Consider the following 14,733-nt stretch of genomic DNA (forward strand, 5'->3'; position numbering starts at 1 on the left):
TGCCTCTGTCCCTTATGAATGTCTTGTTATTGAGCGCATCGGATCAATGATCCTGATGCTGCGCCGAACCGGTCGACGAATCGGAAGAAGAGCCGTTGCCCATATCCATGCCTTGCATGGACATGCCCTGCATCGAGTTGTCTCCATGCTGCATGGTGTGGCCGGCGGAGCCGTCGGCCTTGACGGGCGTGACTTCGGCCGAGGCGCCATCGCGGTTGTCGTAGATCAGACGCTCGCGGTTTTCCTGGCTTTCCTTGCCGCCGCCGCCCTTGGCGTCGATATGCATCATTTCGCTCATGCACATCTTGCTCGGGTCGGCGCACATGTTGAGGATGGCGTTGTAGAGGCCATCGTCGACGGCGTTGAAATACTGCACCGGGTTGCGTTCGCTCGGCTTGGCCAGCGCCAGATATTCCGAGCGGCCAAGCGCCGAGCCCTGGCTCTTGGCCTTCTGAATCCACTGGTCGAAATCCGCCTGGTCGAGGCCATGGAACTTGAAGCGCATGTTCGAGAAGCCCGCGCCGCTGTAGTTGGCCGACAGGCCCTGGAATTCGCCGGGATGATTGATGACGGCGTGCAGCTTCGTCTCCATGCCCGGCATGGCGTAGATCTGGCCTGCCAGCGCCGGAATGAAGAACGAGTTCATGACCGCGGAAGCCGTGATCTTGAAGTTGATCGGCCGGTCGACCGGCGCAGCCATCTCGTTGACGGTGGCGATGCCGTAGTCCGGATAGAAGAACAGCCATTTCCAGTCGAGCGCGACCACTTCGACCGTCAGCGGCTTCACGTCGGCGGTGATTGGCTTGTCGGCCGCGATGCGGTCGAGCGGACGGTAGGGGTCGAGCTGGTGTGTGCTGATCCAGGTCACCGCGCCGAGCGCGATGATGATGGCAAGCGGAGCGGACCAGATGACCAGCTCCAGACGCGTCGAATGATGCCATTCCGGCTCGTAGGTCGCCTCGGTGTTCGACTGGCGGTATCTCCAGGCAAAGAACAGCGTCAGGAAGATCACGGGGATGATAATGATCAGCATCAGCACGACCGAGATGATGATCAGGTCTCGCTGCTGCATGGCGATATCGCCGGAGGGGGCCATCACCACGAGATTGCAGCCAGAAAGCAGCAAAAACAGTGGGATGACAGATAAGCGGCTGAAAATCTTCGATAGTCTTAGCACGTCTTAAAGCTCTTTTTGTTTCGACCCTACCGCGACTAAAGGACGGCGGTCATGAACGATATGAGGTGTTTCGTCGCACCGCAGCAAGTGCGAGTGCAATGCGGTATGGAATGCGGTCCCACCTATCGGGAAAACCTGCTGAAATCCAGAAGGTTTTCCATCGATCATTCGCTTTTATCGCGGCTAATATACCCGGATCGGAACAAATGACCATCGGTCGCCTTTTCCCATATTCAGATGACAAGGCGACAAAGCCGGGCAAGGACGGGTTAAATGGCTAATTTGCGAATTATTTCATGCTAGATACTTGATATGTTCGCACGATTGGCCGACATTTTGATTATGCGCGAATTCGTGGAGGAGTTCGCGCTTGGAGAGGGAGGCTCCCATACATGGTCAGCGTGACACATGAAACTTTAAACCCCACGTCTTCAACACTCGAAAGTGACGCTCGCAGCATGCATGCTGGCGGCTCCGTCGCTCCCGGCAACATCGCCATCGGCGTGATCATCGGTCGCACCTCCGAATTTTTCGATTTCTTCACCTATGCCATCGCATCGGTGCTGGTTTTCCCGAAATTGATGTTTCCCTTCGCGGACCCGCTGCACGGCACGCTGCTTTCCTTCCTCGTGTTCGCGCTTGCCTTCATCGCCCGGCCGATCGGTTCGTTCATCTTCATGGCGATCGATCGTCGATACGGGCGCGGCGTCAAGCTCACCATCGCTCTGTTCCTGCTCGGCGGCTCGACGGCTGCGATGAGCTTCCTGCCCGGCTACTCCGAGGTCGGCGCCTATGCGATCGTCCTGCTCGCTCTCTTCCGCATAGGCCAGGGCCTTGCGCTCGGCGGCGCCTGGGATGGTCTGGCTTCGCTTCTGGCTCTCAATGCCCCGGCCAACCATCGCGGCTGGTATGCGATGATCCCGCAGCTCGGCGCGCCGATCGGCTTCATGCTCGCAAGCGCGCTGTTTGCCTATTTCGCCACCAGCCTGACGACGGCGGACTTCCTCGATTGGGGCTGGCGTTATCCGTTCTTCTGCGCCTTCGCGGTCAACGTCGTCGCGCTTTTCGCTCGCCTGCGTCTGGTGGCGACCGAAGAGTTCGGCACCCTGCTGGAGCGCCATGAGCTCGAGCCGGTAAAGATGACGGAACTGCTGCGCGTACATGGCCGCGACGTGCTGATCGGCGCCTTCGTGCCGCTGGCAAGCTTCGCGGCTTTCCATCTGGTCACCGTCTTCCCGCTGAGCTGGGTGACGCTTTACAGCGAGCAGACTCCCGGCTCGTTCCTCTTGATGGAATTCCTCGGCGCCATTTGCGGCATTGTCTCCATCATCTGTTCCGGCCTGCTGGCCGACCGGATCGGCCGTCGCAACCAGCTTGCCGTTGCCGCCGTGCTGATCGCCTGCTTTGCTTTCATCGCGCCATGGCTGCTCGATGGCGGCGTGACTGGCCGTCACATCTACGTCGTCCTCGGCTTCACGCTGCTGGGCCTTTCCTTCGGTCAGGCGGCAGGCGCCAGCGCCTCTCGCTTCAGCCGCAACTATCGCTACAGCGGCTCGGCCCTGACCTCGGATCTGTCCTGGCTGATCGGTGCCGGCTTTGCGCCTTTCGTGGCGCTCAGCCTCTCCAGCCAGTTCGGCCTCGTCTATACCAGCCTCTATCTGCTGTCCGGCGTCGTCTGCACGCTGGTTGCGATCTTCTTCAGCAAGACGCTGGAGACGCGAGACAACTGAGCCGGATGTTCGAATTGAGAACGGCCGCGGCATGAAGATGCCGCGGCCGTTTTCGTTCAGGCTGAATGCATGAGCCAGGCAAGCACCGGCGCCGCCAGCACGTTGGTCAGTCCCACCAGCACCATGACGAGACCGGCGATCGATCCTTCCTCGCGTCCGATCTCATGCGCCTTGGCGACGCCGACACCGTGCGCTCCCATGCCGTAAAGCGCGCCCCGGGCCATGCCCGATTGCAGCGGCAGCAGCCGCAACAGCGTCTGCCCGACGACGGCGCCGAACAGGCCGGTGATGACGACGAAGACGGCGGTCAGGTTGGGCACGCCGCCGATATCGCCCGAAACCACCATGGCGAAAGGCGTGCTGATCGAGCGCGGCATCAGGCTGAGCCGCAGGCTGGCGTCGAGGCCGAGGAGGCTGGCAAGCCCCCAGGCCGAAACCATGGCCGTCGTGCTGCCGACCGTCACGCCGAACAGCAGGATGGGCCAATAGCGCCTGATCAGCGCGCGCTGCTCGTAGATCGGCACGGCAAAGGCGACGGTCGCGGGGCCGAGCAGGGCAAGCAGCCAGCGGCTGTCGTGCATGTAGTCCTGATAATTGGCATGCAGCACGAGCGCGATGACGATCAGGACGGCGGGTGCCGCCACCAGCGGCGACAGCCAGATCGAGGGCCAGCGCCGATAGAGCGCCTTGGAGAGATAGTAGAGGCCGATCGTCGCCAGCGGCCAGAACAGGCCGGATGCGGCGCTTTCAATGGTGGACATGACGGGATGCTCCTGGATGCATCATCAGGCGGTAGCCGATGTCGATGGCTATCGCGGTAACGCCCATGACGATGATGGTGCCGGCGAAGATGACCGCAAGCACCTTCAGCCCGACGATGCCGATGAATTCGCCGTGGTCGAGCAGGGCGAGGACCGCCGGCACGAAGAACAGCAGCATCTCGGCGAGAAACCACTCCGCGCCGCGCTTCATGCTCGTCACACTGGCTTTGCCGCTTGCAAACAATGCGAGCACCAGCAGCATTCCGGCGATCGCGCCGGGTATCGGCAGATGCGCGAGACGCACGATGGCCTCGCCCGCCTGCCAGAAGGCCAGCAGCAGCAGGATCTGAGCCAGGCGGCTCAGGTTCGGATGGTTCTTTAGCTCGATACGCATGGAAAAACTCGGGAAAATCTGATGACCTGAAGATAGGCCTTTCCGGAGCATGAACAAAATGAATTGATTTCATTGAAACTAGTCCTATAAGGAATAGTGATGGAGCTTCGGACGCTGAGAGCCTTTGTCGAGGTGGTGCGCCAGGGCGGTTTTTCGGAGGCCGCCAAGGTGGTGTTCACGACGCAATCCGCCGTCAGCAAGGCCGTGCGGCAGCTCGAGGATGAACTCGGCCTGCCGCTGCTCAATCGCGTCGGTCATCGCACGACGCTGACCGACGCGGGCGAGGTGGTCTATCGCCGGGCGGTGGCCATTCTTGCCGGGCGAGACGACCTGCTTGCCGAATTGTCCGAGCTGCGCGGCCTGACACGCGGCACCTTGCGCCTCGGCCTGCCGCCGATCGGCAACGATGCGCTGTTCGCGCCGGTTTTTGCCGTCTTCCGCAACCGTTATCCCGGCATCGAGATCAGGCTGGTGGAACAGGGGGCGAAGCGTCTGGAGGAAATGGTGCTTGCCGACGAGGTCGATCTCGGCGCCTCGCTCCTTCCGACGCTCGATGCGCTCGAGTGGCAAAGCGTGCGCTGCGAGCCGATACATGTTCTCCTGCCGCCGGCGCACCCGCTCGCCGGCCGCGATGTCGTGCCGTTGGCGGCGCTGAAGGGCAATCCCTTCCTCCTGTTCGAAATGGGCTTCGCGCTCAACGGCATCATTCTCGATGCCTGTCGTACGGCGGGCTTCGCGCCGGATATCGCCGCCCGCTCGAGCCAGATCAATTTCATTGTCGAGCTGGTTGCCGCCGGCCTCGGCGTCGGCTTCCTGCCGCGATTGATCGCGGAGCAGCGCTGTCGGCCAGGCATCGGTCACGCTCTCGTCGTCGAGCCGGAAATGGACTGGCATATGGCATGGATATGGCGGCGTGGAGGTTATCTGTCGCATGCCGGCCGCGCTTGGCTCGACCTTGCCGCGGAGATCGCGGTGAAAACTTGACTCCATTCTCAAGCTTTTGTGATAGAGGGATACGACTGTAAACTTGAAAATGGCAGTCAGGAAAAATATAGGCTATCGCATTGCTGCCGGTGGCGGCAGCTTCATAGCGAGGGGATTCATGACTTTTTCCTTTTCTCATCTCACCAGTGCGCTGGCGCTTGCCGCAGGCCTCGTCGTTGCCCCGATGATGGCGAACGCCGCCGACTCCGAAGGCATCGTCGTCTACAACGCCCAGCACGAGGCGCTGACGCAGGCTTGGGCAGATGGTTTCACCAAGGAAACCGGCATCAAGGTCACGATCCGCAACGGTAGCGACATGCAGTTCGCCAACCAGATCATTCAGGAAGGCGCGGCTTCCCCGGCGGATGTCTATTTGACGGAAAATTCCCCCGGCATGACGCTGGTCGACGCCAACAAGCTTTTTGCGCCGGTCGATGCCGATACGCTGGCCCAGGTGCCGGAAACCTTCAAGGCCGCCGATGGCAACTGGATCGGCGTTGCCGCCCGCTCCACGGTTTTCGCCTATGACAAGACCAAGCTGAAGGAAGCAGACCTGCCGAAGTCGCTGCTGGATCTGGCCGATCCCAAGTGGAAGGGCCGCTGGGGCGGCGCTCCGGCCGGTGCCGATTTCCAGGCGATCATCAGCGCGCTTCTGGAGCTGAAGGGCGAGGATGCCACCCGCGCCTGGCTGAAGGCGATGAAGGAAAACGCCAGCTTCTACAAGGGTAACAGCGTCGCCATGAAGGCCGTCAATGCCGGCGAGATCGAAGGCGCTGTCATCTATCACTACTATTGGTTCGGCGATCAGGCGAAGACGGCTGAAAACAGCAAGAACGTCGCCCTGCATTACTTCAAGAACCAGGATCCGGGCGCTTTCGTCAGCATCTCCGGCGGCGGCATTCTCGCCTCCAGCCAGCACCAGAAGGAAGCCCAGGCATTTCTGAAGTGGATCACCGGCAAGGGCGGCCAGGCCGTTCTGCGCGACGGCGATTCCTATGAATATGCTGTCGGCAATGGCGAAGCCTCCAATCCGAAGCTGGTGCCGCTCACCGACCTGCAGGCACCGAAGGTCGAGCCTTCCAAGCTGAACAGCAAGAAGGTCACCGATCTGATGACCGAAGCCGGGCTGATCTAAAGCGAAAGCCCATGTCGGAGCGCGTTTCGAGCGTGCTCCGGCGGGCTTTGCTCTTGCATCACTGTCGCATGCCCTGCTAGGGGCATACGGATGGCCTTGGGGCCGATCGATCGGACAACCGCCGCAAGCGGCGGTTGTCTTCCTATTTCAGGGCGTGAAAGGCAGCTCGGATTTGCTGCAGAAGAACACATATGCCGGCGAGCCTGCCGCCATGCGAATGCCCCAGTTGACGGCTGCGCCCCGCAGCCGCGTCCGGCACGCCTCCGTCGTCGCCCTTGCCTCCATCGTCGCGCTCCTGAGCCTCGTGCCGCTCGGCTTCATCATCTGGATCACGATCGATACCGGCTGGGCCGAAGTCGTTGCTCTGATCTTCCGCAATCGCGTCGGCGAACTGCTCGTCAACACCGTCCTGCTCGAAGTCTGCACCATCCCGCTGTCGATTCTGCTGGCGGTGACGCTCGCCTGGCTGACGGAGCGTACCGATATTCCCGGCGCCCGCATCTGGTCCTGGCTGGCCGTCGCGCCGCTTGCGGTGCCCGCCTTCGTGCACAGCTATGCCTGGGTCAGTCTCGTGCCGAGCATGCGCGGACTGTGGAGCGGCGTGCTCGTGTCGGTGCTTGCTTATTTTCCCTTCCTCTATCTGCCGGTCGCGGCAACGCTCCGCCGGCTGGATCCCGCGATCGAGGATGCCGCCGCCTCGCTCGGGCTTGGCCCCTGGCGCGTCTTCTTCCGCGCGATCCTGCCGCAGCTTCGTCTGGCCATCTGCGGCGGATCGCTGCTGATCGGCCTGCATCTTCTGGCGGAATACGGTCTCTACGTGATGATCCGCTTCGACACCTTCTCGACCGCGATCGTCGACCAGTTCCAATCGGCCTACAACAGCCCCGCCGCAAACATGCTCGGCGGCGTCCTCGTGTTCTGCTGCCTGCTGCTGCTCGGCATAGAGGTGCTGGTGCGCGGAAACGAGCGCTATGCCCGCATCGGTTCGGGCGCCGCCCGGCCGACGGATCGCCGTCGTCTCGGCTGGTTCGTCGCTCCCGCCATCGCCTTGCCCGTCGTTACCGCCGTGCTGACGCTCGGCATTCCCTTCGTGACCCTTGCCCGCTGGCTCTATCTGGGCGGAATAGGCATCTGGCGGATCGATACGGTCGGTTCCGCCTTGCTGCAAACCATCGTTCTGGCAATCGCCGGTGGCCTGCTCGCCACCATCGCCGCGACGCCCATGGCATGGCTGTCGGTACGCGCGCCGGGCCGGCTGCAGCGCGTTCTCGAGGCCTGCCACTATTATGTCGGCTCGCTGCCGGGCGTCGTCGTCGCGCTGGCGCTGGTCTCGATCACCGTCCGGCTGATCCTGCCGCTCTACCAGACCTTCGCCACGCTGCTGCTCGCCTATGTCCTGCTCTTCCTGCCGCGCGCCATGGTCGGCCTGCGCGCCAGCATCGCCCAGGCACCCGTCGAGCTCGAGCGTGCCGCCATGGCGCTCGGCCGTACGCCCGCGCAGGCCGTACGGCAAATCACCATGCGTCTTGCCGCTCCGGGCTTTGCCGCCAGCGTGGCGCTCGTCGCGCTCGGCATCACCAATGAGCTGACGGCAACGCTGATGCTCTCTCCCAACGGCACGGAAACGTTGGCGACGAAATTCTGGTCGCTGACCAGCGAGATCGATTATGTTTCGGCAGCGCCTTACGCCTTCATGATGGTCGTGCTGTCGCTGCCGCTCACCCTTCTTCTCTACGTGCAATCCAAGCGAACGGCCGGACAATGACCTTTCTGGCGATCAAGAATATCAGCAAGCGCTATGGCCCCGTGCATGCGTTGAACAATATAGACCTGACGGTCGCCGCCGGCAGCCGTACGGCCATCGTCGGCCCTTCCGGTTCCGGCAAGACGACGTTGCTGCGCATCATTGCCGGCTTCGAGATCCCCGACGCGGGACAGGTGATACTCGAAGGCGAAACCCTGGCGGACGGCGAGGCCATCGTGCCGGCGCATCGCCGCGGCATCGGCATCGTCTCGCAGGACGGCGCCCTATTCCCCCATCTGAGCGTGGCGGAGAACATCGGCTTCGGCATGGAGCGCGGCGCGCGTGATCGCGAGCAGAGGATCAACGCCCTCATCGATATGGTCGAACTGCATCGCGGCATGCTCGATCGCCGCCCGCATCAGCTCTCCGGCGGCCAGCAGCAGCGCGTTGCGCTTGCGCGCGCGCTCGGCCGCAAGCCGAGGCTGATGTTGCTCGACGAGCCTTTTTCCGCGCTCGACACGGGCTTGCGCGAAAACATGCGCAAAGCGGTCGCCCGCGTGCTGCAGATTGCCGGCATCACGGCGGTTCTGGTGACGCACGACCAGACGGAGGCTTTGTCCTTCGCGGACCAGGTCGCCGTGCTGCGCGAGGGCGCGCTGATACAGGCGGGGACCCCGCAGGCCCTCTACCTCAGCCCACAGGACCGCGAGACCGCGCTTTTTCTCGGCGATGCCATCGTGTTGCCGGCCGATCTCGATAGCGGATCTGCCAAATGTATTCTCGGACATATCCCGGTCGATGCCGCGAACCGGCAGGGACGCACCGACATCATGCTGCGCCCGGAGCAGTTGCGCCTGGGAGCCGTCGATGACGCCGGCGCGAACGCGGTTTGCATCGGCAAGGTCACCGATATCGAATTCGGCGGCGCCATCTGCGCGGTGACCGTCGTCCTGTCCAATGCCAACGGCTCGGAGACATTGAACATCAAGAGCTCCGGCGTCGGCTTGCCCGAAATCGGCAGCATGGTGTCGGTGACCGTTCTCGGAAAGGCGCATGTCTTCAACAAGCTTGATGGCTGAGCATTATTTGCGTTGAAGCAGGCGGTGCTTTGGGGAAGATAGGTTTCGCCATCATTGCCCCATGCCGAAGGAATGACCATGTCTTTGCCCGATGAGATCGCCCAGGATCTTCCTTTCCTCACCTCGCTTCGCCACAACCTTCATGCCTACCCCGAACTCGGTTTCGAGGAGGAGCGCACTAGTGGCATCGTCGCCACCTTGCTGGAGGAGGCCGGGCTGACCGTGCATCGCGGCCTCGGCAAGACCGGGGTGGTCGGCACGCTGCAGGTCGGCAACGGCACGCGCCGCATCGGCCTTCGCGCCGACATGGACGCGCTCGCCATGCCGGAGAAGGCCAACCGGCCGTACAAATCCACCATTCCGGGCAAGATGCACGCCTGCGGTCACGACGGCCACGCGACCATGCTGATCGGCGCGGCGCGGCATCTTGCCGCCAAGCGCGGCTTTTCCGGCACGGTGCATTTCATCTTCCAGCCGGCCGAGGAGGGCCGCGGCGGCGCACAGCGCATGGTGGAGGAGGGCCTCTTCGACCTGTTTCCCTGCGACGCGGTTTACGGGCTGCACAATATGCCCGGTCTTGCGGTCGACGAGATGGCCGTCGTCGAAGGCCCGCAGCTTGCTTCGTCGGACAGCTGGCGCATTACCTTCCGCGGCACGGGCACCCATGGCGCCAAACCGCATCTCGGCAAGGACCCGATCACGGCGGCGGCGACGTTCCTGTCTTCGCTGCAGACCATCGTCGGGCGGGTGGTCGATCCGTTGCAGCCGGCCGTCGTCAGTGCCTGCTCGCTGCAGGCGGGCGATCCGCAGGCGCTGAACGTCATTCCCGATACGGTCGATATCGGCGGTACGGCACGCGCCTATACGCCCAAGGTCCGCGATCAGCTGGAGGAAGAAATCGGACGGCTGGCGCATGGCACGGCCGCCATGTTCGGCATCGCGGTCGACTACCGGTTCGAGCGCCGCATTCCGCCCGTGGTCAACGATGCCGATGCCACCGGGCGGGCGCTGAAAGCCGCAACGACAGTCTTTGGCGAGAACGTGCTGACCCGCTTCCCGCCATCGACCGCCGGCGACGATTTCGCGTTTTTCGGCCAGAAGGCTCCGGGCTGCTACGTCTGGCTGGGCAACGGTCCGGCGGTGGACGGCGCCCTGCATCACAACACGGCCTATGATTTCAATGACGACGCGATCGCCTCGGGCGTGGCCTTCTGGACGACATTGGTCGAGCAGGAACTGGGAGAGTAGGCGGGAGCGTTCTGCTCCGACTGAGCCTCCAAGCTTGTCGCGCCGCTGATATCTCCCTCTGAGTGCTGGCTATGTGAAGCGAAGAACCCGAACCTCCCCGGGCGCGGGCGCCTTGAGTAGCTTGCTGGTCATCATATCCGCCAATGCCTCGATCCTGCTTTCGCTTCCTTGAAAAGGCATTGACGTCGCTCCGAAACCTAATGTAGTTAGGTTAAAAACTAATATCATTAGGAACTGGAATGGCGCGCGCTGGATTGACGACGGATCGGCTGGTGCAGGCCGGGGCGGAACTGGCCGACGAGATCGGATTCGCTCATATCACCGGGGCCGCGCTTGCAAAGCACTTCAACGTGAAGCAGGCCAGCCTTTATTCGCACATGGCAAGCTTCGATGACTTGAAGAGCAGGATCGCGCATCTGGCGCTCGGCGAAATTGCGGCCCGTTCCGCCGAAGCGCTGGCTGGCCGAACGGGCAAGGAGGCGCTGGTGGCGCTCGCGAATGTCTATCGCGACTATGCGCGCGAGCATCCCGGCCGGTTTGCCGCGGCAAGGCATCCCCTGCCAGCAGGAGAGGCCAGCGGAAGCGCGGGGCCGGCGATTGCGCAAATGATGCGGGCCGTCCTGCGCAGCTACGATCTTCCGGAAGCCGAGCAGGTTCATGCCATCCGCCTGTTGGGCGGCTTCTTCATGGGGTTCGTGACCCTGGAGCTGGCGGGCGGCTTTTCCCACAGCCCGCCCGATCCGGAATCCTCATGGCTGCGGGCCCTGGATGCACTCGATGCGACGTTGCGAACCTGGCCGGCTGCCGCACCCTGATCGCCATCAACATCAAGACCTCGGCGTGCGATCGCCGGCAAATCTGTCGGGAGACATCATGAACGACAAGCGCAAGGGAGTAAGGCTGCCGGAGCGGACGGTGCCGTTTCCGCTTTCGATAAGCCAGGAGGCGCAGGAGGCGCTGCGTCGCGCGGTCGGCGAAGACGGCATCCCCTTGAATGCGCTGCATGTCATGCCTGACGTGAGCGATTTCAATGGCTGGATGAAGCTGAAGGCCTTCGCCGATGTCTACTATCAGGCGGCGGCCGAAAGGCTGGCGGGACAATTGTGCGCCAGCGTGGAGACGGTACGGATCGAAGAGGCTTGCGTCCACATCGCGACGCCGGGCGGCGCGTTCCCGGAAGACTATGCCTATATCGACCTCCATGGCGGCGCGCTCGTCATAGGCGGCGGCGGCGCCTGCCGTGCCGGCGCGCAGACCCAGGCGGATCAGCACGGAATCCGTTGCTACGGCATAGACTATCGCATGCCGCCGGAGCACCCCTATCCCGCGGCGCTCGATGATTGCGTGGCGGTTTATCGCCACATGCTAAAGCAATACAGGCCTGAAAACATCATCATCGGGGGCCGCTCCGCTGGGGGTAACCTGGCAGCTGCGATGACGTTACGGGTCCGCGATGAAGGATTGCCGCTGCCGGCCGCGCTCGTTCTTCTCTCGCCAGAGCTGGACCTCACGGAGTCGGGAGACAGCTTCGAGGTCAATCGGCTCGTCGATGTCGTGCTGCCGGGATCGCTCATGCCGAACAATCTGCTCTACGCGCAGGGAGCGGATCTCGCCCATCCTTACCTGTCGCCGCTCTTCGGCGATTTTTCCACGGGCTTTCCGCCGACCTTTCTGCAGAGCGGCACGCGAGACCTGTTCCTCTCCAATGCCGTGCGAATGCATCGATTTTTGCTCCGCGCCGGGGTTCCCGTCGAGCTTCATGTCTTTGAAGCCATGCCGCATGGCGGTTTCATGGGCGCGCCCGAGGACCGCGAGTTGAGCGAGGAAGTCACGCGTTTTGTAAGGCAGCATCTGGGTCGGGGCCAGCGCACGTAAGGCAGCGGGAACGGCGACCGCCGCCGCCCATCGCGGGAGGTCAGCGACGACCTGCCTCTCGAAGCAGCGCGTCGAATATGATGAGCCGCGTCTTCTCCGCATCGATTTCGGCGGCGAAATGGGCGTTGAATTGCGCATGCGAAGCGCGCGTTTCGACGACGGTGCGCCCGCGCGTATGCTGCCCATATAGTTCCGCGTCGATGCGCGCGTGCCGAAGGGTGGCGATTTCCGGCTCGACGAAAATGGCGGCCGCCGTCGGATCGTAGATGGCCATGGCCGGCCGGCCGCGGCTGATGGCGATGTTGACGTAGCCTGCCAAAAGATCGGCGAGCAGCTGCGCCTTTTCGCCGTCGATCTCGCGAATACGCGCGACATCCTCGGGCCAGGCCAGTACCTTGCGGCAGATATCGAGATCGACCATGCGCAACGGCAGATCATGCGCCAGTACGATGGCGAGCGCCTCCGGATCGGCAACGGCATTGAATTCCGCCGATGCGGTGTGATTGCCCGAGGTAACCCCGCCGCCCATCCATGTCAGCTCGTCGATGCGGGCAGCGAGGTCCGGCCGCGCCAGCGCCACGGCCGCGATATTGGTGAGCGGCCCGAGCGCCAGAATGCGCTTCGGCCCCTTGCCATCGGAAAGCCAGGCGCAGAGCGCGGCAAAGGCATCGCTCGCCGGCAGCCGATCGGCCGGCGGCAGGCTCCGCCCTGTCGTTGGAATGCCGGTCTGGCCGAGAATGCTCTGCGCCGTTTCCAGCTTGCACAGAACGGGCAGCTCGCGACCGGTATGGATCGGAAACGTCCAGCCGAAGACGGCGGCTGCGCTTGCCGCATTGGCCTGGACGTGGGACAGCGGCGCGTTGCCGCTGACGAGCGAAACGCCGTCGATGACAAGATCCGAATGCGCCACCACCAGAATGGCGGCAATGTCATCGAACCCCATGTCGGTATCGATCCAGATTCCCATGCTCTATCTCATCGGTCGCGGCAAAATGCGCGAAAACGGGCGTTCGCCCCTCGGTCTGGAAGACGGCCGGTCTTGCCGTCCGGGCGGAATTGGCTGCGGGATGCGCGATGAAGCTTGCGCGTCCCGCAGATCGCTTAGCCGGCGAGCGCGTCGAGGACGCGGATCCAGGAGCGGATGCCCTTGTGGTAGGATCGCAGTTCGTATTTCTCGTTCGGCGAATGGATGCGGTCGTCGGAGAGACCGAAGCCGATGAGCAATGATTCCATGCCGAGCATCTTCTGGAAATCGCCAACGATCGGGATCGAGCCGCCCATGCCGATGACGATGGCGGGCTTCGGCCATTCGTTGGAAAGCGCCGTCTTTGCCTTGGTCAGGGCCGGCGAATCGTAGGAGAGCTGGATGGCCGGCGAGCCGCCATGCTCATGAAACTCCACCGAGCAGTCCGCGGGGATCTTCGAGCGCACATAGGCGCGGAAGCTTTCGCGGATCGCAGCCGGGTTCTGCTGGCCGACGAGCCGGAACGAGACCTTCGCCGATGCCTTGGCCGCGATTACGGTCTTGAAGCCGGCACCGGTATAGCCGCCCCAGATGCCGTTGACCTCCGCCGTCGGCCGCGCCCACGTCTGTTCCATCACCGAGCGGCCCTTTTCGCCCGAAGGGATCGACAGGCCCACTTCGCCGAGGAATTTTTCAGCTGTCATCCCGAGCTTTTCCCAGGAGGCCTTGATGTTGGAGGGTGTTTCCTCGACGCCGTCGTAGAAGCCGGAAAGCGTGACGCGGCCCGTCTCGTCGTGCAGGCCCGCGAGGATATCGGTCAGGATATGGATCGGATTGGCTGCCGCGCCGCCGAAGACGCCCGAATGCAGGTCGCGGTCGGCTGCGGTGATGACGATTTCCTCGCCCACCAGCCCGCGCAGGCCGGCAGAAATCGCCGGCGTTTCGCCGTCCCACATGCCGGTATCGCAGACGAGGGCGAAGTCCGCCTTCAGTTCGGCGGCATTGGCTTCGAGGAACGGCTTGAGCGAGGGCGATCCGGATTCCTCTTCGCCTTCGAACAGGATGGTGATGCGCACGGGAAGCGTGCCCTTGGTCTCCTTGTAGGCGCGCACCGCCTCGACGAAGGTCATCAGCTGGCCCTTGTCGTCCGAGGTGCCGCGGCCGGTCAGGATCTTGCGGCCGTTGCCCATGTCCTTGATCGCAGGAGCGAAGGGATCGCTCTCCCAGAGCTCGATGGGGTCGACCGGCTGCACGTCGTAATGTCCATAGAAAAGGACATGCGGCGCATCGGCGCTGCCGGCATCGTGATGGGCAACCACCATCGGATGGCCGGGCGTGTCGCGCACGGAGGCGGTGAAGCCGAGAGAGTTCAGATAGGCGACCAGCCATTCCGCTGCCTTGCGGCATTCCGCCTTGAAGTCCGGATCCGTCGAGATGGACTTGATGCGCAGCAGTTCGAACAGATTGTCGAGGCTGGAGGGGAGGTTCTGATCGGCGCGATCGAGAACGGGCGATAGATCGGTCATGTCCGACTCCTTACATGAGATTTGGAGGGACGATAGACCAAAGCCCAGCTGGTTTCGAGGCATCAAAACCGAAAATTTACCGTAGTTCGCCCCTTGAGGCAGAGGCCTGTTCTTAT

The 14,733-nt window shown here is 63.0% G+C and carries 13 protein-coding genes; 8 read left to right on the plus strand and 5 right to left on the minus strand.

The annotated features are described in order from the left end of the window. Window positions 1–43 precede the first annotated feature (43 nt). Entirely contained in the window at window positions 44–1,177 is a 1,134-nt protein-coding gene (gene cyoA, locus ACQZ6J_RS06485) for a ubiquinol oxidase subunit II (protein ID WP_449082833.1), read from the minus strand. A gap of 392 nt (window positions 1,178–1,569) precedes the next feature. Here cyoA and ACQZ6J_RS06490 point away from each other — a divergent pair, with 392 nt between their 5' ends. After that, a complete protein-coding gene (locus ACQZ6J_RS06490) occupies window positions 1,570–2,907 on the plus strand; it encodes an MFS transporter (RefSeq protein WP_163985137.1) in 1,338 nt (445 codons plus the stop codon). A 56-nt stretch (window positions 2,908–2,963) separates the two neighbouring features. Here ACQZ6J_RS06490 and ACQZ6J_RS06495 read toward each other — a convergent pair whose 3' ends face one another. Together ACQZ6J_RS06495 and ACQZ6J_RS06500 are read right to left on the minus strand one after the other, a co-directional pair. Beyond that, the gene (locus ACQZ6J_RS06495; protein ID WP_449082835.1) at window positions 2,964–3,668 is read right to left on the minus strand and encodes an LrgB family protein; all 705 of its coding nucleotides are present in this window, start codon (window positions 3,666–3,668) and stop codon (window positions 2,964–2,966) included. Beyond that, window positions 3,655–4,062 (minus strand): CidA/LrgA family protein, encoded by a 408-nt coding sequence (locus tag ACQZ6J_RS06500; RefSeq protein ID WP_163985135.1) that lies wholly within the window; start codon window positions 4,060–4,062, stop codon window positions 3,655–3,657. The genes ACQZ6J_RS06495 and ACQZ6J_RS06500 overlap by 14 nt, the downstream gene beginning before the upstream one ends. A gap of 99 nt (window positions 4,063–4,161) precedes the next feature. Here ACQZ6J_RS06500 and ACQZ6J_RS06505 point away from each other — a divergent pair, with 99 nt between their 5' ends. The 7 genes from ACQZ6J_RS06505 to ACQZ6J_RS06535 all read left to right on the plus strand — a co-directional run bounded on the left by ACQZ6J_RS06505 (window position 4,162) and on the right by ACQZ6J_RS06535 (window position 12,127). Next, the gene (locus ACQZ6J_RS06505) at window positions 4,162–5,046 is read left to right on the plus strand and encodes a LysR family transcriptional regulator (protein ID WP_449082837.1); all 885 of its coding nucleotides are present in this window, start codon (window positions 4,162–4,164) and stop codon (window positions 5,044–5,046) included. A 118-nt stretch (window positions 5,047–5,164) separates the two neighbouring features. Continuing rightward, the gene (locus ACQZ6J_RS06510; protein WP_449082839.1) at window positions 5,165–6,181 is read left to right on the plus strand and encodes an iron ABC transporter substrate-binding protein; all 1,017 of its coding nucleotides are present in this window, start codon (window positions 5,165–5,167) and stop codon (window positions 6,179–6,181) included. Window positions 6,182–6,392: 211 nt separating this feature from the next. Further along, window positions 6,393–7,946, plus strand: coding sequence for an ABC transporter permease (locus ACQZ6J_RS06515; protein ID WP_449084145.1), 1,554 nt, complete (start codon window positions 6,393–6,395; stop codon window positions 7,944–7,946). Beyond that, window positions 7,943–9,004: an ABC transporter ATP-binding protein gene (locus tag ACQZ6J_RS06520; RefSeq protein ID WP_449082841.1), complete on the plus strand. Its 1,062-nt coding sequence runs from the start codon at window positions 7,943–7,945 to the stop codon at window positions 9,002–9,004. Before ACQZ6J_RS06515 ends, ACQZ6J_RS06520 begins: the two co-directional genes overlap by 4 nt. Window positions 9,005–9,082: 78 nt before the next feature. After that, complete coding sequence (locus tag ACQZ6J_RS06525; protein WP_449082843.1) at window positions 9,083–10,252, plus strand: M20 aminoacylase family protein; 1,170 nt, start codon at window positions 9,083–9,085, stop codon at window positions 10,250–10,252. Window positions 10,253–10,491: 239 nt separating this feature from the next. Next, window positions 10,492–11,067, plus strand: coding sequence for a TetR/AcrR family transcriptional regulator (locus ACQZ6J_RS06530; RefSeq protein WP_449082845.1), 576 nt, complete (start codon window positions 10,492–10,494; stop codon window positions 11,065–11,067). Window positions 11,068–11,125: 58 nt separating this feature from the next. Beyond that, window positions 11,126–12,127 carry an alpha/beta hydrolase gene (locus tag ACQZ6J_RS06535; protein WP_449082847.1) on the plus strand — a complete coding sequence of 334 codons (1,002 nt, stop codon included), beginning with the start codon at window positions 11,126–11,128 and terminating at the stop codon, window positions 12,125–12,127. 40 nt (window positions 12,128–12,167) lie between these two features. Here ACQZ6J_RS06535 and ACQZ6J_RS06540 read toward each other — a convergent pair whose 3' ends face one another. Together ACQZ6J_RS06540 and ACQZ6J_RS06545 are read right to left on the minus strand one after the other, a co-directional pair. Then, window positions 12,168–13,094, minus strand: a complete 927-nt coding sequence (locus ACQZ6J_RS06540) for a nucleoside hydrolase (RefSeq protein ID WP_449082849.1) — start codon at window positions 13,092–13,094, stop codon at window positions 12,168–12,170. A 134-nt stretch (window positions 13,095–13,228) separates the two neighbouring features. Continuing rightward, window positions 13,229–14,617, minus strand: coding sequence for a dipeptidase (locus ACQZ6J_RS06545; RefSeq protein ID WP_449082851.1), 1,389 nt, complete (start codon window positions 14,615–14,617; stop codon window positions 13,229–13,231). Window positions 14,618–14,733 lie beyond the last annotated feature (116 nt).

Source organism: Rhizobium sp. A37_96 (genome assembly GCF_053521765.1).